Consider the following 22,802-nt stretch of genomic DNA (forward strand, 5'->3'; position numbering starts at 1 on the left):
TCCGAACGATCGCCGGAGGTGCCGTGCTCGCGTTTCATCAGAGGTTCGACGACGCAGATCGGCATGCGGAGGCGCTGCGCGGCTGGAATCAGCGTTACGACCAGATCGGCTCCGGCGCGTATCGCAGCGCGGTCAAATACGCGGTGCTCGATGGCGTCCAGCTGTTCCAGGAAGCGGCGAACGTGCGCATCATCCAGCGCGGATGTTTGCCGCACGGCCATACGGTGTTCGGCATGCCTCTGACCGGCTCGGGCACCTTCGCGTTCGGCGACGCGCGCCTCGAACGCGGCACGATCGTGATGGCGCGCGGCGGCATACCGTTCGAACTCCATTCACCCGACGACATGTCGCTGATCGGCGTGGTCATCGAACCCGAATTGATGCAGCAGATCGAAGATGCCGCCGACGTCCGGCTGGATGCACGCGCGCTGCGGCGCGGCGTCGTCGAGGTGCCGGTCGCCGCACGCGAACGCGCGAGCGTGCAGCTCGCGACGCTGCTCGAACGCGTGCTGTCGGCGCCCGACACGTTCGATTCGGCCCGCGCGCAGTGCTCGATGCGCGCCGACGTCGGCAACGTGCTCGTCGATCTCCTCACGTACCGGATGCCCGAGCCGTCGAACCGGCTCACGCACGCCTGCCACGCCGACATCGTGCGCCGCGTGCACGACTACGTGATCGAGCACCCGGAAGCGCCGGTCGACATCCTGAGCCTCTGCACGCAATTGCGCGTGAGCCGGCGCACGATGCAGAACAGCTTTCAGTCGGTCGTCCAGACGAGCCCGCTCAACTACACGCGCTCGCTGCGCCTCGCGCAGGTCCGGCGCCTGCTGCTCGACCCGCGGCAATCCGACCTGCCGATCAGCGAGGCGGCCGCGCGCTGGGGCTTCATGCATCTCGGGCATTTCGCGAACGCGTACAAAGCCCAGTTCGGCGAATTGCCGTCGACGACCGTGCGCCGGACGGTGCATCGTGCGAAAACGCGCTGAGCGCCGGCAAAACCCGCGATAATCGGGCTTGAACGTCCGGCGAGCGCGCCGGGCGCGGCCCGCTCGCCGCGTCGCGCGGTGCGCGACGACCACCCGCTTCCACCCACGCTCCGATGCCCGAGGACTTCCACTTCCTGCTGCTGCCCGGCTTCTCCGCGCTCGGCTTCATGTCCGCGGTCGAGCCGCTGCGCGTCGCGAACCGCTTTCGCACCGAGCTCTATCGCTGGCACGTGATCAGCGCGGACGGCGCGCCCGTCGCCGCGAGCAACGGCATTCCGGTCGCCGCGGAAGCCGCGTGCGCGGACGTCCCGCAGGTCGATACGGTGTTCGTCGTCGCCGGCTTCGATCCGCTCGTCTGCTACACGCGTACGCTCGGCGACTGGCTGCGCCGCCAGCACCGGCATGGCGCCACGCTCGGCGGCATCGATACGGGCAGCTTCGTGCTCGCGGAAGCCGGGCTGTTCGACGCGTCGCAATCGCTCACGCTGCACTGGGAAGCGCTCGCCGCGTTCCGCGAGCGCTACCCGGGCCTGAACGCGACGCAGGAGCTGTTCGAGATCGACGACCGGCGCATCACCTGCGCGGGCGGCACCGCATCGATCGACATGATGCTCGACCTGATCGGACGCCGGCACGGCGCCGACCTCGCGGCGGCGATCTCCGAGCAGTTCGTCGTCAGCCGCATCCGGCAGCGCTCGGACAGCCAGCGGCTCGAGATCGCCGCGCGCTACGGCGTGCACAACCGCAAGCTGATCCAGGTGATCGGCACGATGCAGCGGCACATGGAGAATCCGCTCGGCTCCGACGCGCTCGCGCGGGAGGTGTCGATCACGCGGCGTCAGCTCGAACGGCTGTTCAGCGCGACGCTGAACGACACGCCGACGCGCTTCTACCTGAACCTGCGCCTCGATCGCGCGCGCGAGCTGCTGCAACAGACCGACATGAGCATCACCTCGGTCTGCGTCGCGTGCGGCTTCGAATCGCCGTCGCATTTCTCGCGCACCTATCGCGCGCGATTCGGGATGAGCCCGCGCAGCGACCGGCGGGCAACGCGCTGATCGTCGCGGCTTTTGACTACAATCCGGCGCGGTATTGCGGGTTCCGACAGCGTTTCCCGCCGTTCGCTCAACAATGCCGGCGATTGAACGGCCAACCGAAGCGGTCGTCGAAAATAATCTGGAATGTCGTTGAAAATATTCTGTAACATACCAAACAAAGTTAGATAGGGAGCCTAACGACACGCGTGCGTCATCTCCACGCGCGTCGGGTCGTGCAGGCTGCCAACCGATATCCGATATCGATCCGAGGGGTATGACATGACGATGCTCGATTCGCCGTCGCCGCACCTGCCTGCCGTTCGCTTCTCCTCCGCTTCGCCTGCCCGCTTATTTTCGACCTGACAGTTAGGCTTCCTTAGTCAGTCGAGACTCCCAGCACCGCTTCGCCGCACCGGTTCCATCGAACCGGCGCGCGGGCCGTGTCGTGCCTGCTCGCCACGAGCGCGCGGGCGTGTCCAACCGTTGAGATGAGGATCACGTATGCAGACATCACGCAAAGCATTGCCGCTCGCCCTGGGTCTCGCGCTCGGTTTCGGCATCGTCGGCGGCACCCTGGCCGATACGAAAGTGTCGAATCCGCAGGCCGCGAGCCTGCGCGAAAGCCTGACGCGCGGCGTCGCGCCGCCGCCCGCGAAGGCCGATACGGCCACCGGGCAATTCCGCGCGGACGGCGTCGCCGTCACGCTGTACAACCCGGCCTATCGCGCCAGGAAGGCCGCCGCGACGCCCGCCGCCACCGCGCGCGACTTCATCGCGTCGCAGGCGGCGCAACTCGGGCTCGACGCCACCGCGCTCGCGAGCCTCGTCGTCACGTCGGAACGCGACGACGCCGACTTCACCGTCGTGCGCCTGCAGCAGCAGGCCGCCGGATTGCCCGTGTACGGCAGCGACATCGCGGTGACCGTCGCGAAGGACGGCCGCATCCTGTACGTCGCGAGCAACACGATCAACGGCGTGGTCGCGACGACGCGCAAGTCGCAGGCCGTCGACCAGCAGCAGGCGCTCGAGCGCGCCCGCGCGTATCTCGGCGTGAGTGGCTTCACGCATCTCGACGCGCAACTCGTCGCGTTCGTCGACAAGGCCGGCACGCATACGGCATGGAAGGTGCGCGGCCGCCCGCAGGACGGCCCGAAAGGCGACTGGGAGCTGCTGATCGACGCGGGCAGCGGCGAAGTGCTGCGCGCCGAGGACAAGGCGTTCTACGCGACCGACGGCACCGGCTTCGTGTTCCGCCCCGATCCGCTGTCACCGACGAAGAGCAGCTACGGCAGCACGGGCTACAAGGACGGCAACGACACCGATTCGACGCAGCTCACGGCCGCGCGCGTGCGCGTGACGCTGAAGGATGTCGCGCAGTCGGGCACGCGCTACACGCTGACGGGCCCCTACGCGGCATGCGTCGATTTCGACGCGCCGCTCGACAAGGCCTGCCCGTCGCAGTCCACGCCCGCGTTCGAATTCACGCGCGGCAACCTGTATTTCGAGGCGGTGAACGTGTACTACCACATCGACACGTTCCTGCGTTACGTGAACCAGACGCTCGGCGTCAAGGCGCTGCCGTACCAGTACACGGGCGGCGTGCAGTACGACCCGCACGGCGAATCGGGCGACGACAACTCGTCGTACTCGTCGAGCAGCGGCCGGCTGACCTTCGGGCAGGGCGGCGTCGACGACGCGGAAGACGCGGACGTCGTGATCCACGAGCTCGGCCACGGCATCCACGACTGGGTCACCAACGGCGGCCTGTCGCAACAGGAAGGCTTGTCCGAAGGCACCGGCGACTATCTCGCCGCCGCGTACAGCCGCGACTTCAACCAGTGGAGCCCGTCGGACGCGCAGTATCACTGGGTCTACAACTGGGACGGCCACAACGAGTTCTGGGCCGGCCGCGTCACCAACTGGAACGTCGGGCGCACCTATGCGCAGGCGCGCGGCGCGGAGATCCACACGGCCGGCCAGTACTGGGCGTCGTGCAACCTCGTCGCGCGCGACGCGATCGGCGCGCAGGCGATGGACAAGGCGTTCCTGAAGGGGCTGTCGATGACCAACAGCTCGACCAACCAGAAGGCCGCCGCGCAGGCCGTGCTGACCGCCGCATCCGCGCTCGGCTACAGCAACGCGCAGCTCACCGCGATCGGGAACGCGTACAACAAGAGCTGCACGTACGGCGTGACCGTCCCGCAGAAGTCGTAATCCCGCAGCAGGCGGGAGCGCATCGCACGACCTGCGGCGCGCTCCCTTCATCGACATCGCCATCCTCACGAGATCGAACATGCCTACTCTGACACCGACCCGCCTGAGCGCCGCGCTGGGCGGCATGCTGCTGACCGCCGTCGCGCACGCGACGCCCGTCTGGATCACGCTCGGCGACACCGCGTTCCGCCAGCTTCAACGCGTCGATGCGTCCGCAACCGCGCAATACAGCGCGAGCGTCGACGCCGGCAAGGCGGCCGACGGCGCCGCGCGCCGCGAAACCGTTCACGTCGTCGAGATCGACGATTCTCGGCTCGGCGAACTGGCCCACGCCGTCCACCACACGCGCGGCCACGGGCCCGGCTACGTCGTCCACGATTCGTTCGACGACGCGCGGCAGGCGCTGCAGCCGTTGCCGGCGACGCTCGCGAAACAGGCCGCCGCCCCCGCGTACACTGTGTCGAACGTGCCGCAGATCGGCACGTGGATCCAGCAACTGCAGGCGAGCAACATCGTCGGCACGATCACGTCGCTGTCCGGCTTCACGAACCGCTACTACACGACGTCGCACGGCGTCGCGGCGTCCGACTGGCTCGCGCTGCAGTGGAAGCAGCTGGCCGGCTCGCGCGCCGACATCACCGTCGAACAGTTCGCGCATACCGGTTTTCCGCAGAAATCCGTGATCCTGACGATCCGCGGCAGCGATCCGGCCGCGGGCACCGTCGTGCTCGGCGGCCACCTCGATTCGACCGTCGGCCGCACGACGGAGAACACGCGCTCGCCCGGCGCCGACGACGATGCGTCGGGCATCGCCAGCCTGACCGAGGCGCTGCGCGTGCTGCTCGCGAACAACTACCGGCCGAAACGGACGATCAAGTTCGTCGGGTACGCGGCCGAGGAAGCCGGCCTGCTCGGCTCGAAGGCGATCGCGAAGCAGTTCCGCACGCAGAATGCGAACGTGGTCGGCGTGCTGCAGCTCGACATGACGAACTACAAGGGCGATCCGAAGGATATCTACCTGATCACCGACTACACGAACGCGGCGCAGAACACCTACGTGAAGAACCTGGCGGCGACCTACCTGCCCGAGCTCGCGATCGGCACGTCGCAATGCGGCTATGCGTGCTCGGATCACGCGTCGTGGAACGCGCAGGGGTATCCGGCATCGTTCCCGTTCGAGGCCGACCAGAACGACAGCCCGTACATTCACACGGTGAACGACACGCTGGAAAACTCGGATCGACAGGCGAACCATGCGCTGAAATTCGGCAAGCTGGCGCTGGCCTATGCGGTCGATCTCGGCGGCATGGCGGGCGCGACGGCCAAGCGCTGAGCGTTCGTCGTCGAGCGGCTTTCTCGTTCGGCAACGAAACGGGCGTTCACCCGCGCGAGTGCGCCCGTTCGCATGCCTTTGCTCCGTCCGGCTAGAATCGTCGTTCGACCACTCGCTACACGCTCGCCCACCATGACCGAATCCACCCGCTCCATCGACGACCTGTCGCCCGATCGCGTCACGACTGCGTTCGACCTGCCCGGCCATACGACCGTCCGCTCGCTCGGCGTCGCGCAGGGTATCGTCGTGCGCTCGCGCTCGATCGTCGGCTCGTTCGGCGCGTCGCTGCAGACGATCTTCGGCGGCAACATCACGCTCTATACGTCGCTGTGCGAGAAGGCGCGCGAACAGGCGTTCGACAAGATGCTCGCCGATGCGCGCAAGCTCGGTGCGAATGCGATCGTCGCGATGCGCTACGACTCGACCGAGATCGGGTCGGGCGTCACGGAAGTCATCTGCTACGGCACGGCCGTGCGCGTGACGCAGGACGCGTGACGGGATCGCGCATCACGCGTCACGCATCGCGTTCGAGCGACTTCATGTTCGTGAGCTGCGGAAACAACCGCATCCACGCCAGCGCGACGGCGATCGTCGCCACGCCGCCGACGACGATCGCGGCCGGCGCGCCCCACCATGCCGCCGTCACGCCCGATTCGAATTCGCCGAGCTGGTTCGACGTGCCGATGAACAGCGAATTGACCGCGCTCACGCGACCGAGCATGTCGTCGGGCGTGCGCAGTTGCACGAGCGACAGCCGCACGACGACGCTCACGACATCCGATGCGCCAAGTGCCGCCAGCGCGACGAGCGACAGCACGAAATGCCTCGACAGCCCGAACACGATCGTCGCGACGCCGAACGCGATCACGCCGCCGAACATCGCACGGCCCGGCCGCCCCTTCAACGGGAAGCGCGTGAGCCACAGCGTGCCCGCGAGCGCGCCGACCGCCGGCGCCGCGCGCAATGCGCCGAGCCCCCACGGGCCGACCTGCAGGATGTCGCGCGCATAGATCGGCAGCAGCGCGGTTGCGCCGCCGAACAGCACGGCGAACAGGTCGAGCGACAGCGCGCCGAGAATCGCCGGTTCGCGCCGGATGAACGCGATGCCCGAAAACACCGAGCGCAGCGTGACCGGCTCGCGCGCGGGCGGCGCGCCGCGCAGCGGAATCGTGCCGCTCAGCACCGCCGCGACCGCGAAGGCCGCGACGCTCGTGCCGAACGCGACGGGCGCGCCGACACCGTAGAGCAACCCGCCGCACGCGGGCCCGAGGATCTGCGCGGCCTGGTTCGCGGACGTCGACAGCGCGGTCGCGCGCGGCAGGTCGGTGCGCGGCACGACGGCCGGCAGCAGCGACGACACCGACGGCGACTCGAACGCGCGGGCCGTGCCGACGACCGCCGCGAGCGCGTACACGGCCGGCGCGGCCAGCCACCCTTGCAGCGCGCCGAGCAGGAACACGCCGGCGGCCAGTGCTTCGACGCTCTGGCAGATCGTCGCGATGCGCCGGCGGTCGTAGCGGTCGGCCACCTGTCCGACGACGAGCGTCAGCGCGAACATCGGCACGAACTGCGCGAGGCCGACGAGGCCGAGCGCGAACGCGCTGTGCGTGAGCGCGTACACGTACCAGCCGATCGCGACCGACAGGATCTGGAAAGCCAGCGACGACATCACGCGCGTGCCCCAGAAGCGCTGGAACGGTGCGTGGCGGAACAGGTTGGCGGGTAACGGGGATAAAGGACTGGAATCGGGCACGGGGGTGGTCATCGGGGTCTCGGCGGTTGGCGGTGCGCACCGCAGCCGTTCGGGAAACGACGACACGCGCGAATGCGTGCGCGCGGCAACGGTGCAGGCGCGGCCAAACCGCGATGATATGCCAACCGCCGAAAACCGGCCGGCCGCCGGCCACGCGCCCCGTCGAGCCGCGGCATCGCACAAAAAAAAGCGCGAACCACGGTTCGCGCCAAAGAGAGACCTCGCTGAAGACGTCACATCACTACACGGCACCCACTCGCTCAGAACGAATGCCGCATCCCGATCCGCACGTCGGCCTGCGTCTGCGTCGTCGACGGCGTGAAGCTGTAGCCGATCACCGCATCGACGCCCTGCGACGCGCGCAGGTAGTCGCCGGAGATGTACACGTCCGTGCGCTTCGACAGCAGGTAATGCAGGCCCGCCGTGCCCTGGTTCCAGTGATGGCCTTCGAAGCGCGTGTGCTGGTAGCCGGCGATGAAGCTCAGCGCCGGCGTGAACTGGTACAGGCCGCCGCCTTCGTACACCTGCATGTGCGACGACTGGCCGAAGCCCTTGATCGTCGTGTACGAGTAGTTGGCATCGAGCGTCAGCTTGCCGATCGTGTAGCTCGTGCCGATGCCGAACGTGCCCTGGCTGTCGACACCCATCGGCGTGTTCGCGAACAGGTCGGTACGTGCGCCGGTCGCCGGATCGACGGTGACGGTCTGCTGGCCGAGGAACGTGTGCGTGCCGATCATCGCGTACGGGTCGAACGCGTAGATGCCGTTCGGGTTGTTCAGGCGCGTGTACGCGGCGCCGATCGAGAAGTCGCCCTTCGTGAAGCTCGCGCCCGCGCTCCATGCGCTGTTGCGGTGGAAGTTGCCCGCGACGTTGCCGAACGAGTACATCGCGCCGAACTTGAAGCCGCTCATGTCGTTCGACAGGAACTTCACCGAATTCGGCAGGCGGTCGCCGTTGAAGCGGTCGAAGTCGCCCTGGTGGATGGCGTAACCGCTGCCCCAGGCCGAGATGTTGTAGATCGACACGAGTTCGTTCGTGATGTCGAGCTGGTTGCCGAACGACAACGTGCCCCAGTCGTTCTGCAGGCCCACATACGCCTGCCGGCCGAATTCCGCGCCGCCGAAGCCGAGTTGCCCGTTGCCGAGACGGAAGCCGCTCTCGAGCACGAACACCGCCTTCAGGCCGCCGCCCAGGTCTTCGGTGCCCTTGAGGCCGAAGCGGTTTCCGTACGCGACGCCGTCGTCGAACTTGACCACGTGCGAGCCGCCCGTGTTGTTCACGTACGTGATACCGGCGTCGAGAATCCCGTACAGCGTCACGCTGCTTTGCGCGTGTCCGATGGCGGGAATACAGGCCGCGCATGCAAGCGCGGCGGCTACGGCAACTTTCGTGTGCTTCATTGTCGACCACCCTCCCTGAACCATTCGATGGATAGAATCTCGTCCCGGCGCGTGCCGCGATGCGCCGGTGGATTCGAATTCAGACCGCCCCGCTGGCTTCGGTATTTCGTTTTCCGCAATAACGCAGCCATTGGCGAAAAATACAAACCCATATTTCGGGTCACCCGTCTGAAGGCGACACTAAATGGTCACGATGCGACGGGTCGGGAAAACACGTAGACAGGCGGCACGGCGAAAACCGGCCGCCCGGAGGGAGGCGATCAGCGGCCGTCAAGGGCCGCGCGCACCGCCGGCAGGCCCGGCGCGCCGGCCGCGGTCGTCACGCCGTCGAGCCAGCCGGCGACCAGCGCGGGCTCGGCTTTCAGCGCATGCTGCGCCGCGAGCGCGGGCGGCGTCTTGTTGTCGAGCATGTCGGCGATCATCCGGTTCTCGACGTCGACGGAGAACGTCATCTGCCGGAACAGCCGCGCGAGGTTCGCGCACTGGCCGGCGAACCCGGCACGCGCGACCGTGTTGACCGTCGCACCGCCGTAGTTCGGGCCGAAATACGCGTCGCCGCCCGACAGATACGTCAGATGAAACTTCGTGTTCATCAGATGCGGCTCCCACGCGAGAAACACGATCCAGCGCTTGTCGCGCACCGCGCGCTCGACCTGCGTGAGCATGCCCGTCTCGCTCGATTCGACGAGCGACCAGTTCGCGGACCCGACCGCGTGGTCGGACAGCATCCGCTTGATGTTCTGGTTCGCGGGCGCACCGGGCTCGATCCCGTAGATCTTGCCGTCGAAGCGGTCCGCGTAGCGCGCGAGATCGGCGAACGTACGCACGCCGGCGGCGGCCACATAGTCGGGCACCGCGAGCGTGAATTTCGCGCCGCTCAGGTTCGCATGCAGCACGTCGATCGATTTCTCGTCGACGAACGGCTTCACGAGCGGCGCCTGCGCGGGCATCCAGTTGCCGAGGAACACGTCGACCTGGCCTTTCTTCAAACCCTGGTACGTAATCGGCACCGACAGGTTCGCCACCGCCTGCCGGTAGCCGAGCGCCTTCAGCACGACGCCCGCCATCGCGTTCGTCGCATCGATGTCGGTCCAGCCGGGCGCCGCCATCTTCACGTCGCCGCACGTGCCCGGATCGGCGGCAGTCGCAGGCTGCGTCGCCGCCACGCACGCGGCGGCGGCGAGCGCCGCGCCGATCCTTCGGATTGCTGCATTGCATTGCCGTTTCATCGTCCGCTTCCTCCGTCGTTCGTCAATGTTCGCACTGCCGGACGTTCAGCGCCCGACGCGCGGAAAACGCGCCATCGCCTCGAGCGTGTCGAGTTCGATGTGATTGCGCATGTAGCGCTGGCTCGCGTCGGTAAACGGCTGCCAGTCCCACGCGTGGATGCGGCCCTGCGTCGTCGCCGCGTAATGGAAGCGCCGGCGCCGCTGGCTCGCGCGCACCTGCCGGTCCAGCTCGGGCAGGTTCCAGCGCTGCCCGGCCTCCGCACGGAACGCGGCGAGCACGTCGGCGGCTTCCGGCCGACCGGCCAGATTCGTGAGCTCGCGCGGGTCGTCCGACAGGTTGTAGAGCTGGTCCGGATCGGCCGGGCAATGCACGTATTTCCAGTCGCCGCGGCGGATCATCACGATCGGCGCGAGCGCCCCTTCCGCGAGGTATTCGCCGAACGCGACGTCGTGCGCGGGCGTGCCGTGCAGATGCGGCACGAGGCTCGCGCCGTCGACCGGGTCCGGCCAGCCGCCGGCGGGCGCCGCGCCGGCCAGATCGACGAGCGTCGGCAGCAAATCGACGTGCGACACGGGCCCGCGCACGCGCGCGGCGCCGAAGCGGCCCGGCGCATGCACGATCAGCGGCACGCGGCAGCCGCCCTCGAAGAACGTCATCTTGTACCAGAGCCCGCGCTCGCCGAGCATGTCGCCGTGGTCGGACGTGACGATCACGATCGTGTCGTCGGCGAACCCGCATTGCTCGAGCGCGGCCAGCACGCTGCCGAACTGCGTGTCGACATAGGACGTCGCGCCGTAATACGCGCGGCGTGCGGCGCGGATCTGCGCGTCCGTCGGCGGCGTGCGGTCGTTCTCGCAGACGAAGCGCAGCCGCTGCGAATGCGGATCGCTTTCGGCCGCATCGAGCCGCACGGCCGGCATGTCGATCTCGTCATCGTCGTAGCGATCCCAGTATTCGCGCGTGATCGCATACGGGTCGTGCGGATGGGTGAGCGACACGACCATGCAGAACGGCCGCGCATCGTGTCCGGCCGCACGCTCGCGCGCGACGTCGTATAGCTTCTGCTTCGCGGCGAACGTCACTTCGTCGTCGAAGTCGAGCTGGTTCGTGCGCACGCACGGGCCGGCGTCGAGCACCGAGCTCATGTTGTGATACCAGCTCGGCCGCTCGGTCGGGCTGTCCCAGTCGGGCACCCAGCCGAAATCGGCAGGATAGATGTCGGTCGTGAGGCGCTCCTCGAAGCCGTGCAACTGGTCGGGCCCGCAGAAGTGCATCTTGCCGGACAGCATCGTCCGGTAGCCGCCCGCGCGCAGGTAGTGCGCGAACGTCAGCGTTTGCGCGGGCAATTCGGCGGCGTTATCGTAGGCGCCGATGCCCGACGGCAGCTTGCCGGTCAGCAGCGAGAAGCGCGACGGCGCGCACAGCGGGCTCGCGCAGTACGCGGCGTCGAACACCACGCCTTCGGCCGCAAGCCGGTCGAGCGTCGGCGTGCGGGCGACGCGGTTGCCGTACGCGGGCAGCGCGAACGGCGTGAGCTGGTCGGCCATCAGGATCAGGATGTTGGGTGTCGGGTTCGTCATCGGCGATCGTGGGAAAAGCGGTGTTCGAATGGAACGGCTCGCCGCTCGGGCAGCGGGACGTCCGGCATGACGGAGGCGGCCCGCGGAAACTGCCGCGCGCCGGGGCCGCGCTGGCTAGAATCGCGGAATCCGTTGCCGCCGGCGCGTGAAGCGCACGTGCCGTACCGTCTGCCGGCACTATCGCCCGCCCGAATTCGTGCGGGTAGGCGTCCGGCCCTTATGGGGCCATTAGAGGGACTTATGTCGAAACCCGAACCGTTACCGTCGATGCAGGCGCTGCGCGCGTTCGAATCGGCCGCCCGGCTCGCGAGCTTCACGGCCGCCGCGCGCGAGCTCGGCTCGACGCAGCCGGCCGTGAGCCAGCAGGTGTTCCAGCTCGAAGCCGAACTCGGCGTGCCGCTGTTCGAACGCAGCCCGCGCGGCGTCACGCTGACGGCCGACGGCGAGTGCCTGTACGAAGCCGTGCGGCTGAGCCTCGACACGCTGCGCGGCGCGACCGCGACGCTGCGCGCACGCCGCGAGCACGGCGCGCTCACGATCGTCACCGACTTCGGCTTCGCGACCTACTGGCTGATGCCGCGCCTGGCCGGGCTCAAGCGCGTGATGCCGGACGTCGACGTGCGCGTCGTCACGTCACAGGATTACGACGCGCAACGCGACCACGGCGACATCGCGATCCTGTTCGGCGACGGCCACTGGCCGTCATGCACGGCCGCGCGGCTGTTTCCGGAATCCGTCACGCCCGTGTGCTCGCCCGCGTTTCGCGACGCGCACCGGGGCGTCGCGCGGGCCGACCACCTGCTCGCGCTGCCGCTGCTGCACGTGCAGCCGACGCACCCCGAGCGCTGGCTGTCGTGGGCGGGCTGGTTCGACGCGCACGGGCTCGAATCGCCGGCCGCCGCCCGCGGCGTGACCTTCAACAGCTATGCGCTCGTGATCCACGCGGCGCTGCTCGGCGAAGGCGTCGCGCTCGGCTGGTCGCCGCTCGTCGACGAACTCGTCGCGAGCGGCCAGCTCGTGAAGCTCGTCGATGCGCCCGTCGTCACGTCGCGCGGCTACTTCCTGGTGCGGCCGCCGCAGCGGCCGGAGCCGGACGCGACCCACGTGTTCCGGCGCTGGCTGCTCGACGCGTGCGCGGGGGCCTGACACGGCTCGCACCCTGCGGCCCTCGCCCGCCCGCTGGCGCACCGATACCAGCCACACGGCGCGTTGGTTCTATCCGCCGCGAAATCGTCCTGATTTACTTGAGCCTCCCGCTACCCGCGCGGCGCGGCGCTGTCGTGCGCCGCCGCGCGGCCGTACGCCCCCTGCCATCCGAGGAGTCTCATGACCGCCGAGCACCGCCCCGATCAATTCGTCCTGACACTGTCGTGCCCGAGCGCGGCCGGTCAGGTCGCCGCCGTCGTCGGCTTTCTCGATCGCCATCGCTGCTATGTCGATGCGCTGAACGTGTTCGACGACGATCTCAGCAACCGCTTCTTCGTGCGCTGCGTCTTTCATCCGACGGATGAGACGTTGCAGATCGACGCGCTGCGCCAGGAATTCGCGCCGATCGCGGCCGGACTCGCCGGCCACGATGGCGGCATCCAGTGGGCGATCCACGATGTCAACGCGCGGCCGAAGGTGCTGATCATGGTGTCGAAGCTCGAGCACTGCCTCGCGGATCTGCTGTTCCGCTGGCGCATGGGCGAGCTGAAAATGGACATCGTCGGCATCGTGTCGAACCACCCCGACTTCGAGCCGCTTGCCGCGCAGCATGGGTTGCCGTTCCGGCACTTCCCGATCACGGCGGAGACCAAGGCGCAGCAGGAAGCGCAATGGCTCGACTTCTTCGAATCGAGCGGCGCCGAACTCGTGATCCTCGCGCGCTACATGCAGGTGCTGTCGCAGGAAACGAGCGCGAAACTCGCGAACCGCGCGATCAACATCCATCACTCGTTCCTGCCCGGCTTCAAGGGCGCGAAGCCGTATCACCAGGCGCATGCGCGCGGCGTGAAGCTGATCGGCGCGACCGCGCACTTCGTGACCGACGATCTCGACGAAGGCCCGATCATCGAGCAGGTCGTCGAGCGTGTCGATCATGCGCTGCGGCCGGAGCAACTGCTTGCGGTGGGACGCGATGTCGAATCGCTGACGCTCGCGCGTGCGGTGAAGGCGTTCATCGAGCGGCGGGTGTTTCTGAACGGCGACCGGACGGTGGTGTTTTCGTAAACCGGGCGCCGCGCCGGCCTCTATCAGGCGTTGCCCGCCAGGAAATCGGCGGGAAGGCTGTGCGCCAGCACCCTGTCGACATTGATCAGATCGTTGCCGTCCAGCTTCGCGCGCAGCAGGTGTGCGGCCAACGCCTCGCGGTCGATGTGTCGCGCGCCCGTCGACGCGCCGCTCATGGCAGACGGCTCCGCTCGGCCTGCTTCAGTGCCTCGCGCGCGGACTTGAGCTGCACGCGCGTGAAGGCCAGCGCGTGCGCGGCGAGATCGTGGCTGTCTTCCCACAGGTTGCGCCAGATCGCGAGGATGCCTTCGAGCGGCTGGCCGACGACGCGCGACGAAAAACTCTCGAACGTGATCGGCCCCGTGTAGCCGCTGAACACCAGCGCGCGGAACACCGCGGTGAAATCGACGTTGCCCGATCCGAGATACCCGCGATGCGAATCGCCGACATGCACGTAGCCGAGATGCTCGCCCGTATCGCGGATCGCCGACGTCACGTCCGACTCCTCGATATGCATGTGATACGTATCGAGATGCACCTTCACGTTCGGCCGCGCGATGCGTCGGCACAGCTCGACACCCTGCGACGCGGTGTTGAGCACGTTCGACTCGTAGCGATTGACGACCTCGAGCCCGAGCGTGATGCCGCTTTGCGCGGCCATGTCGGCCACCTGCGCGAGGATGTCCGCGGACATCGCGACGCCGGCAGCCGTCGTCGGCGTGACATTCTTCTGGAACGCCGAATACAGGATCCCGCATACGTGCGTCGCGCCGCAATCGCGCGCGACACGCAGCGCGGCCTCGAGTTTTTGCTTGCCGCGCGCGGCCTTCTGCACGTCGCCGCTCGAAATGTCGGATTCCGCGTCTAGCCCGAGCGAGAACGTGATGCCGAGGCCGGATCGTTCGAGTTCGCGCCGCGTGAACTCGGCATCGATCGAATCGGGATCGAGCGCGGGCACCTCAATGAAATCGAAGCCCGTCTCGGCCGTGTTCGCGATCGCGCGCACGCACGCGTCGCGGCTCCAGCCGGCTTCCCACACCAGCGCATGTACGCCAAGCTTGTTCATTTCGTCTCCTTCCGTTGAGGGGGTTCGAGGGCGCCGAGCGCAGGCGCCGCACTTGAACTGGGCCTGCGCGGCCGCGACGCATGCCGGGCCCATGCCCAGCGCACCAGCATCACTGCGAGCAGGAACGCGCCCCACAGCGCGGTCGCGAGATGCTGGCTCGCACCGAGCAGGTTGAGGCCCGATGCGATCACCTGCAGGATCACGAGCGCGATCACGACCGGCGCGACGCGACCGAAGCCGCCGAACGGATCGACACGCCCGAGAAAGCAGGCAAGCACCGAGATCAACAGGAACGCCTCGCCGTGGCCGACACGCACCGAGTTGAAGCGCGACAGCATCACGACGCCGGCCACGCCGCACATCAGCCCCGACAGCATGTAGATGCGCGTGATCGCGCGCGTGGTCGAGATGCCCGAGTAGCGCGTCGCCTCCGCGTTCGAGCCGATCATCCGCGTGACGAAGCCGAGCCGCGAATACGTCATCACGACGTGCCACAGCAGCGCGCAGCCCGCGAAGATCCACAGCGGCACCGGCACGCCGAGCCACAGCCCGTTGCCCATCGCACGCACGACCGGCGGGAACCCGGAAATGTCGCCGCCGCGCGTCAGGAATTCGCCAAGGCCGCGCAGGAAGATCATCGCCGACAGCGACACGAGGATCGGGCTCGCGCCCGTCCAGGCGATCACCGCGCCGGTCAGCCAGCCAGCCGCGGCGCCCGTCGCGAGCGCCGCCGCGATGCCGAGCGCGACCGCTGCGATGCCGGCCTCCGGGCCGCCGTGCGACTGGATCACCCACGCCATCGCGAGCCCCGCGATGTTCGCGGTGAACGTAACGGCGAGATTGAAGCCGCCGGACACCAGCGGCATCAGCATCGCGAGCGTGAACAGCCCGAGCTCGGGAAGCTGGAACGCGATCGACACGAAGGTTCCGTCCGTGAGGAAGCGATCCGATGCCAGGCTCATCGCCACGACGACGCAGGCAAGGAAGCCGAGCAGGCCGGCCACGTCGGCCGGCACGGACAGCACTGCCAGGCGCCGGGATTGTCCATGTTTCATGATCATGCCCTCGCACGCGGCGACAGGAAGCGCGAGCCGGCCAGCCGGGCGACGCCGTCGCTCGACACGGTGATCGCAATCAGGATGACGGCGCCGACGATCATCTTGAACGCATACGGCGACACGCCGAGCAGGTTGAGCCCGTTCGCGGTAATCGATACGAGCAGGATGCCGAGGATTGCGCCGAGCACGGAGCCACGCCCGCCGCCGAGCCGCGCGCCGCCCAGCACGACGGCCGCGAGCACGTCCAGTTCGCGGCCGTGCAGCGCATTCGGCACGACCTCCTGCACGTAGTGCGCCTGCATCAGCCCGGCGACGCCCGCCATCATCCCGAGCCAGCCGTATGCGACGTAATGCATCGTCGCGACATCGATGCCGACGCGCCGTGCGGCTTCCGGGTTGTCGCCCGTTGCGTAGAGCTGGCGACCGAGCGTCGTGCGGCGCAACAGGAACCACGTCGCGACGACGGCGATGGCCATCACCGCGACCGGCAGCCCGAGCGACGCGACGCCTCCCGTCGTTTCGACCTGCACGATCGCGATGCGATTCATCCACCAGTCCGGCAGGTCGTAGATCGACACGCCGCCCGTCACGAACATCAGCCCGCCGAAGAAGATATTGAAGGTCGCGATCGTCGCGACGATCGACACGACGCGGAACCGGTAAATGATCGTCGCATTCACCGCGCCGAGCAGGATGCCGAAGCCGGCAGCGAACGCGAAGCCGAGCGCCCAGTTGCCGCCGCCGAGCCGCATCAGCGACAGCGCGGCGAGGTATTGCACCACCGACGCGCCGACCGCGAACGAGATGTCGATGCCGCCCGCGATCAGCACGATCAGCAGCCCGACCGCGAAGATGATGTTGACCGCGCTCTGGTTGAGCAGGTCGAACAGGTTGGACAGCGTCAGGAAGGTCGGCGTCGCGAAGCCGAGGCCGACCGCCATCGCGACGATCACGGCGAGCAGCCACGCTTCGGTCGCGCCGATGCCGAAGGGTTGCAGGTTACGCATGAACGTCTCGCTCGATGTGGTCGATCGGCTCGCGGCCCGGCACGTACTCGGCGACGATCCGGCCGTCGCGCATGTGCAGGATACGGTCCGCGTTGAAGTAAACCTCGGGAATCTCGTCGGAAATCAGCACGATCGCCATCCCTTCCGACGCGAGCCGGTGAACGATCGCGAAGATGCCGGCGCGCGCGCCGACGTCGACGCCGACCGTCGGCGAATCGAGGATCAGCAGCTTCGGCTTCGTCGCGAGCCATTTCGCGAGCACGATGCGCTGCTGGTTGCCGCCCGACAGCGTCGATACCGCGTCGTCGGGACCGCCGATCTTCACCGCGAGCCGCGCGACCCAGTCGCGAATCAGCGCGTCGCGCCGCCGCGGCGAAATCAGACCCGCCGCGCCAAGCAAGCTGTCGAGTACCGCGATCGCGGTGTTGTCGCCGATCGATTGCGGCTGCACCAGCCCCAGTTGCAGGCGGTCCTCCGACACATAGGCGATGCCGGCGCGAATCGCGTCGCGGTTGGAGCGCAGCGACAGCGGCCGACCGTCGAGCGTGATCGTGCCGGCATCCGGTCGCGTCATTCCGAACAGCGACAGCGCCAACTCGGTGCGCCCGGCGCCGAGCCGCCCCGTCAGGCCGAGGATTTCGCCGCGCCTCACCTCGAACGACACCGCATCGTATTCGCCGCGCCGCGACAGTCCGTCGACACGCAGCATGGCCGGTGCGGTCGACAGGTCGGTCGTGCGCACCGCGTAGTCGAAGGTGCGTCCCGTCATCAGTTCGGTGAGCCGCGTCTGCGTCATCCCGGCCGTCGGAAACGTGCCGACATGACGACCGTCGCGTATCACCGTCACGCGCGCGCAGACGTCGAGCACTTCCGCGAGCCGATGACTGACGAACACCACCGCGATGCCGTCGGCCGACAGGCGGCGCACGATCGCAAGCAGCGCCTGCGTCTCGGCGTGACTGAGCGACGCGGTAGGTTCGTCCATGAACACGAGGCGCGCCTGCGCCACGAGCGCGCGTGCGATCGCGACGACCTGCCGCTGCGCGATCGTGAGCGTGCGCACCGGCCTGTCGAGATTGAGCTCGACGCCGAGCCGCGCGAGAATCTGCCGCGCGGCCGTCTTCATCCGCCCGTAGTGAACCAGCCGCGGACGCGCGCCGAGGTTCTGCTCGAACGCGATGTTCTCGGCGACCGTCATCTCGGGAAACAGCGCGAGGTCCTGCCAGATCACCTGGATGCCGAGCGCGCGCGCCCGCATGGGATCGAGATCGACCGCCGGTTTGCCGTCGAAGCGGATCACCGCGCCGGGTTCCGGACGATGGACACCACTCACGATCTTGATCAGCGTGCTCTTGCCACAGCCGTTCTCGCCGGCCAGGCACAGCACTTCGCCCGGCATCACGTCGAAACGCACCTGCTGCAGCGCCTGCACGCCGCCGAACGTCTTCGACACGTTGTCGAGCTCGAGCAGCGGCGCGCCGGCCGCGCACGCGGCCGATGGCCTGACCGACCGGCCGGACGCCGCGGCTTCGCGGGAATGGGCAGACATCATCGCTATGCTCCGTTACGGCCTGCAATCGAACATCGGGCGAGTGGAACGACCGCGTCACATGACGCGTCGCGCCGGGGTGCGTCGCTCACAGCCCCTGCTTCGCGAGATCGTCGACGGTCTTCGCGTTCAGCTCGACGAGCTGGTTCACGATCAGGTTGTGGCCGTCCGGATGCACGACGCCGAGCCCCGGAATCGTCGTGCCGTCCTTGACCGGCTGCCCCTTCGCGAGCATCGTGCCGAGCGTGACGAACACCTCGCCGGCCTGCGCCGGATTCCACATGTAGCCGCCGCTCAGCACGCCGTCGTGCACGAGGCGCCTGCCTTGCCCCGGGGAAAACGGCCCGAGCACGATCACCTTGCCCTTCGCCTGCCGCTCGGCAACCGCGCGCGCGGCGCCGATCGGCCCCTGACTGCCGAACGCGAGGATCGCCTTCAGGTCCGGATGCGCGCGCATCAGGTCGAGCGCGGTCTTGCGCGAAGCGTCCACATCCTCGGCCACGCCGTAGCGGTCGCCCACGAGCTTCATGCCCGGATAGTTGGCCTTCAGGTAAGCGATCGCGGCATCGGCCCATGCGTTGTGCAGCGGTACCGTCAACGAGCCGACGAATACCGCGTATTCGCCCTTGCCGCCTACCGCGGCGGCGAGATTCTTCGCATACGCTTCGCCGAACCCCTTCGCGGACGCCAGCTCGAAATTCCAGTCCGTATTCTTTTGCTTCGGCGATTCGTGCGTGATGACCTTGATGCCAGCGGCCCGCGCGCGTTGCAGCACCGGATCGAGCACCTCGGCATCGTTCGGCACCACGCCGATCACGTCGACCTTCTGCGCGATCAGGTCCTCGATCGCGCGCACCTGCAGCGCCGGATCCGCGCTGGTCGGCCCGACCATGAACGCCTTCACGCCGAGTTGCTCGGCGCGCTTCCGGATGCCCGCATCCATCGCGTTGAACCATGGAATGCCGCCGATCTTCACGACGACGCCGATCACCGGCTTGTCGGGCGACGCCGACGCGATACCGGTTGCGAGCGCGAACGCAGCCACGCCCGCGCATACCGTGCGCAAGAAGTTCACAGACATGTCTCCTCCATCCGAAGGCGACCGTCGCCGGGCTCTCGAGCCGCGACATGGCGGTCAGTTGCTAAATCCATTCAGCAAACTGTTTCATGTATGCTGAATCCATTTAGCTCCGACGGGAAGCATGGGAAAACCCTGATAGGGAATCGCGTCCCGAAACGCATACCGTCGGCATCATCAGGACCAGAACGCACTCGAGGGGAGCAACGACGCAGATGGCCCGCACGACTACCGGACGCAAGTCCACGATCTACGACATCGCGAAGGCGACCGGCGCATCCACGTCCACGGTCAGCATGGTGCTGAACGGTAACTGGGCGCGCTACCGGATCAGCGAGGAGACGGCCGCCCGCGTTCTCGACAGCGCCAAGACGCTCGGCTACAACGTCAACCTGAGCGCGCGCGGCCTGCGCCTGTCGCGTTCGGGGCTGGCGGGTATGGTCATCCCGCACTACCGCAACCGATTCTTCGCGGGGCTCGCGGAAACCTTCGAGGACGAGGCGCGCCGGCGCGGCCTGTGCCCGATCGTCGTCGGCACGCAGCGCGACCGGGACGTCGAACTGAACGTTACACAGACGCTGCTCGCGCAGCGCGTCGAGTTGCTGTTCATCGCTGGCGTACGCAATCCGGCTCCGCTCAACGCGCTGTGCGACGCGGCCGGCATACCGTCGATCAACGTCGACCTGCCGGGAGAAGGCGCGCCGTCGGTCGTGTCGGACAACCGCGCGGGCGCGCGGGCGCTGACCGACGTGCTGATCGACAAGATGATCGCGCGCGGCAATTCGGCAAACGAACTGATGCTGCTCGGCGGCATCGCCGGCGAATACGCGACGGAGATGCGCATCGCGGGCTTTCACGACGCGTTCGCCGCGCGCGGCCTGCCGCCGCCGCCGCACGACGCGATCGAGCGTTGCGGCTACGCGCCCGCCGCCGCGCGCGAGGCGCTCGCGCGACGCTACGAGACGCTCGGCCGGCTGCCTGCCGGCATGCTGACGAACTCGATCACGTCGTTCGAAGGGCTCGTCCGTTTCGCGTCGGAGTTGCCGTGGGATATCTGGCAGCGCACGGCCGTCGGCTGCTTCGACTGGGATCCGTTCGCCGCGCGCCTGCCGTTCGACGTCACGATGCTGCGGCAGGACGTGCAGCGGCTGATTGCCGAAGCATTCGCACTGCTCGATACCAATGACGCCGAGAGCAGCGCGCCACATCCGGTCGTGATGGTGCCGACGCGTTTCATGCGCACGCTCGACGACGACATGCGCGCGAGCGACGAAGAGCCGGCCGGCTGACCACGCGCACGCGGCATGAAAAAAAACGCCCGACCGGCCTTGCGGCCAGCCGGGCGTTCTTCATTCAGGTCGCGCGACATCGCGACGCCGCGCCGAAACCGTGTGCGTGCGCTCCGGGCGAGCGAGTCTCAGGCGCTCACTTCACCCAAGCAAAGTAGTACGACAACCAGATCGTGAGCGCCGCGCCGATCAACGCCGCATACGGCATCAGGCTCAGCCAAGGCGCGCGCTTCGGCACTTCGAGCTCCATGTCGCGCTGCATCTGCGCCGGGAATCGGCCGCGGTCCTGCCAGTAATGGCGATACAGGAACACCGGCACGATCAGCAACATCGCGATCAGCCCGTTGCGCAACGTGCCCTCGCCCTGCAGGTTCGCGCCCGCGCCAACATAGACGAGGTTCGCATAGCCGCAGATCGAGCCCGCGACGAGCAGCCACGTCGGGCAGCGGAACGGCCGATCCCAGTTGCCGCGATCCATCCGGTGGATCCAGCCCGACTGAAGATTCAGGAATACGAACAGCATGTAGCAGACGTTCGAGATCGACAGCACCGTCATGTAGTCCGACATCATCAGCAACACGAGGTTGAAGCCGAGGTCGGTCCACATCGCGCGCGTGGGCGAGCCGTGCTCGTTCACGTGCGACAGGTACTTCGGCAACCAGCCGTCGACCGATGCCTGGTACAGCGTGCGCGACGAGCCCATCATCGACGTCATCACGATCAGCAGGATCGACAGCATCAGCATCACGACGACCGCATTCGCGACCCACGCGCCGCCGCCGACGATCTTCGCCATCGCGGCCGCGACGCCGGTGCCGTCGCCGATCGCCGGATCGAGCATCGCCTGCGTGCCGAGCGCGCCCTGGAACGCCATCGGAACGAGCGTCATCACGACGAGACACAGCGCGCCCGACCAGAAGATCGCCTTCGCGGTATCGCGCCGCGGATCGCGGAATTCACGCGTGTAGCAGACGGCCGTCTCGAAACCGTACGACGCCCAGCCGGCCATGAACATCGCGCCGAGCGCCATCGTCACGCCCTGCCCGTTCCACGCGCCGAAGGTCGCGGCCGTGAGGTTGCCCTGCGCGTCGTGACCGAGCGGCAGCAGCGGGAGCAGGTTCGACATCGGCACGTCGCCGGTGACGAACGGCACGATGCCGACGATCAAGAGCGGCGTGAGCGACGCGATGCCGAGAATGCGCTGCGTACGCGCGGCCTTCGACGCACCGCTGTGCTGAAGTTTGAACGTGATGAGAAGCAGAATCGTCGCGATGATGAACGTCGCGTTGATCCGCAAAGACAGACCGGGCTTGATGAACCCGAGATCCGCAACCTTGAGCTGCCAGTGCAGCACCGCCGCATTGGCGGGAAAGAGACTCGTGAGCGCATAGCTTGCCGCGAGGCCGCAGCCGAGCGCGAGCATCGGCGACCACGCGAGCCAGTTGCACCACACGGACACCGGGGCAATCAGCTTGCTGTAACGGACCCAGCCGATCGCGCCATACACCGACGCGCCGCCCGATTTATGCGGAAATAGCCCGGATATTTCCGCATAAGTCGCGCTTTGAACCAGCCCCATCGTGATCGCGGCGATCCAGATCGCCCACGCGGGCTGGCCGATCGTCGCGCATACGCCGCCGATCGTGAACAGCACGCCTGCCGGCACGCCGCTCGTTACCCAAAAAGCGTCTTTCCAGGTCAGGCCACGATGCAGCGTGTGGCCCGTCGAATCATGTGAGATGGTTGCCTCGACATCACTGGTGCGATTAGCACGCAGTCCTGCTTGACTCATCCAATTCCTCCTCTCGATCAGCGTAAGCGCTTCAACGTTTACGCTGCTCCGATACAAAGCGGGATGACTCCGCACAAGGGCGCTAGTGTAACAACTTACGCGCTTTCTTGCAGAATCCGAAAAAGAATTCCGGGATATGGCTGCATTTCATCCTTATTGTTTCGGATTCCTGCATGCCATTCCCGGCGTGTTTTTATGATGATTCGTACGACGTATGTC

Annotated in this window: 19 protein-coding genes; 8 read left to right on the forward strand and 11 right to left on the reverse strand. The window is 67.5% G+C overall.

Annotation, left to right across the window (positions count from 1 at the left end):
• Positions 1-23 precede the first annotated feature (23 nt).
• The 5 genes from KPB06_RS31710 (at position 24) to KPB06_RS31730 (ending at position 6,065) form a co-directional block, all read left to right on the forward strand.
• Positions 24-986 carry a helix-turn-helix domain-containing protein gene (locus tag KPB06_RS31710; protein WP_059584388.1) on the forward strand — a complete coding sequence of 321 codons (963 nt, stop codon included), beginning with the start codon at positions 24-26 and terminating at the stop codon, positions 984-986.
• Between the two features lie 113 nt (positions 987-1,099).
• Positions 1,100-2,044 carry a GlxA family transcriptional regulator gene (locus KPB06_RS31715; RefSeq protein ID WP_059584387.1) on the forward strand — a complete coding sequence of 315 codons (945 nt, stop codon included), beginning with the start codon at positions 1,100-1,102 and terminating at the stop codon, positions 2,042-2,044.
• A 480-nt stretch (positions 2,045-2,524) separates the two neighbouring features.
• Positions 2,525-4,237 (forward strand): M36 family metallopeptidase, encoded by a 1,713-nt coding sequence (locus KPB06_RS31720; protein ID WP_275905719.1) that lies wholly within the window; start codon positions 2,525-2,527, stop codon positions 4,235-4,237.
• A 79-nt stretch (positions 4,238-4,316) separates the two neighbouring features.
• Positions 4,317-5,570: a M20/M25/M40 family metallo-hydrolase gene (locus tag KPB06_RS31725; protein ID WP_275905718.1), complete on the forward strand. Its 1,254-nt coding sequence runs from the start codon at positions 4,317-4,319 to the stop codon at positions 5,568-5,570.
• A 132-nt stretch (positions 5,571-5,702) separates the two neighbouring features.
• Positions 5,703-6,065, forward strand: a complete 363-nt coding sequence (locus KPB06_RS31730; protein ID WP_059584382.1) for a YbjQ family protein — start codon at positions 5,703-5,705, stop codon at positions 6,063-6,065.
• A 19-nt stretch (positions 6,066-6,084) separates the two neighbouring features.
• On the opposite strand, the gene KPB06_RS31735 is transcribed toward KPB06_RS31730, so the two are convergent.
• The 4 genes from KPB06_RS31735 to betC form a co-directional block, all read right to left on the reverse strand.
• Positions 6,085-7,335 (reverse strand): MFS transporter, encoded by a 1,251-nt coding sequence (locus KPB06_RS31735; protein ID WP_275905717.1) that lies wholly within the window; start codon positions 7,333-7,335, stop codon positions 6,085-6,087.
• Positions 7,336-7,583: 248 nt separating this feature from the next.
• Entirely contained in the window at positions 7,584-8,723 is a 1,140-nt protein-coding gene (locus tag KPB06_RS31740) for a porin (protein WP_059584379.1), read from the reverse strand.
• Between the two features lie 260 nt (positions 8,724-8,983).
• Positions 8,984-9,952 carry a choline ABC transporter substrate-binding protein gene (gene choX / locus KPB06_RS31745; RefSeq protein WP_275905716.1) on the reverse strand — a complete coding sequence of 323 codons (969 nt, stop codon included), beginning with the start codon at positions 9,950-9,952 and terminating at the stop codon, positions 8,984-8,986.
• Positions 9,953-9,997: 45 nt separating this feature from the next.
• Positions 9,998-11,533, reverse strand: a complete 1,536-nt coding sequence (betC, locus tag KPB06_RS31750) for a choline-sulfatase (RefSeq protein WP_059584376.1) — start codon at positions 11,531-11,533, stop codon at positions 9,998-10,000.
• Between the two features lie 240 nt (positions 11,534-11,773).
• On the opposite strand from betC, the gene KPB06_RS31755 reads away from it, so the two are divergent.
• A complete protein-coding gene (locus KPB06_RS31755) occupies positions 11,774-12,679 on the forward strand; it encodes a choline sulfate utilization transcriptional regulator (protein ID WP_059584374.1) in 906 nt (301 codons plus the stop codon).
• 180 nt (positions 12,680-12,859) lie between these two features.
• Positions 12,860-13,744 carry a formyltetrahydrofolate deformylase gene (gene purU / locus KPB06_RS31760; RefSeq protein WP_059584373.1) on the forward strand — a complete coding sequence of 295 codons (885 nt, stop codon included), beginning with the start codon at positions 12,860-12,862 and terminating at the stop codon, positions 13,742-13,744.
• A 23-nt stretch (positions 13,745-13,767) separates the two neighbouring features.
• Here the strand turns inward: purU and KPB06_RS31765 are convergent, their stop codons facing one another.
• From KPB06_RS31765 to KPB06_RS31790, 6 genes are all read right to left on the reverse strand, one after another.
• The gene (locus tag KPB06_RS31765) at positions 13,768-13,920 is read right to left on the reverse strand and encodes a hypothetical protein (RefSeq protein ID WP_179231788.1); all 153 of its coding nucleotides are present in this window, start codon (positions 13,918-13,920) and stop codon (positions 13,768-13,770) included.
• The gene (locus KPB06_RS31770) at positions 13,917-14,810 is read right to left on the reverse strand and encodes a sugar phosphate isomerase/epimerase family protein (protein WP_059585084.1); all 894 of its coding nucleotides are present in this window, start codon (positions 14,808-14,810) and stop codon (positions 13,917-13,919) included. The genes KPB06_RS31765 and KPB06_RS31770 overlap by 4 nt, the downstream gene beginning before the upstream one ends.
• Positions 14,807-15,865 carry an ABC transporter permease gene (locus tag KPB06_RS31775; RefSeq protein ID WP_275905715.1) on the reverse strand — a complete coding sequence of 353 codons (1,059 nt, stop codon included), beginning with the start codon at positions 15,863-15,865 and terminating at the stop codon, positions 14,807-14,809. Before KPB06_RS31775 ends, KPB06_RS31770 begins: the two co-directional genes overlap by 4 nt.
• Before the next feature lie 2 nt (positions 15,866-15,867).
• A complete protein-coding gene (locus KPB06_RS31780; RefSeq protein WP_059584371.1) occupies positions 15,868-16,875 on the reverse strand; it encodes an ABC transporter permease in 1,008 nt (335 codons plus the stop codon).
• A complete protein-coding gene (locus KPB06_RS31785) occupies positions 16,868-18,427 on the reverse strand; it encodes a sugar ABC transporter ATP-binding protein (RefSeq protein WP_059584370.1) in 1,560 nt (519 codons plus the stop codon). The genes KPB06_RS31780 and KPB06_RS31785 overlap by 8 nt, the downstream gene beginning before the upstream one ends.
• Before the next feature lie 85 nt (positions 18,428-18,512).
• On the reverse strand, positions 18,513-19,505 hold the full coding sequence (locus KPB06_RS31790) for a substrate-binding domain-containing protein (protein ID WP_059584368.1): 993 nt from the start codon (positions 19,503-19,505) through the stop codon (positions 18,513-18,515).
• A 212-nt stretch (positions 19,506-19,717) separates the two neighbouring features.
• Here KPB06_RS31790 and KPB06_RS31795 point away from each other — a divergent pair, with 212 nt between their 5' ends.
• A complete protein-coding gene (locus tag KPB06_RS31795; RefSeq protein ID WP_059584365.1) occupies positions 19,718-20,791 on the forward strand; it encodes a LacI family DNA-binding transcriptional regulator in 1,074 nt (357 codons plus the stop codon).
• Positions 20,792-20,927: 136 nt separating this feature from the next.
• Here KPB06_RS31795 and KPB06_RS31800 read toward each other — a convergent pair whose 3' ends face one another.
• Positions 20,928-22,583 (reverse strand): trimethylamine N-oxide permease, encoded by a 1,656-nt coding sequence (locus tag KPB06_RS31800; protein ID WP_226221196.1) that lies wholly within the window; start codon positions 22,581-22,583, stop codon positions 20,928-20,930.
• Between the last annotated feature and the right edge of the window lie 219 nt (positions 22,584-22,802).

It is taken from the genome of Burkholderia semiarida, from assembly GCF_029268935.1.
In the GTDB taxonomy this organism is placed as follows: domain Bacteria; phylum Pseudomonadota; class Gammaproteobacteria; order Burkholderiales; family Burkholderiaceae; genus Burkholderia; species Burkholderia semiarida.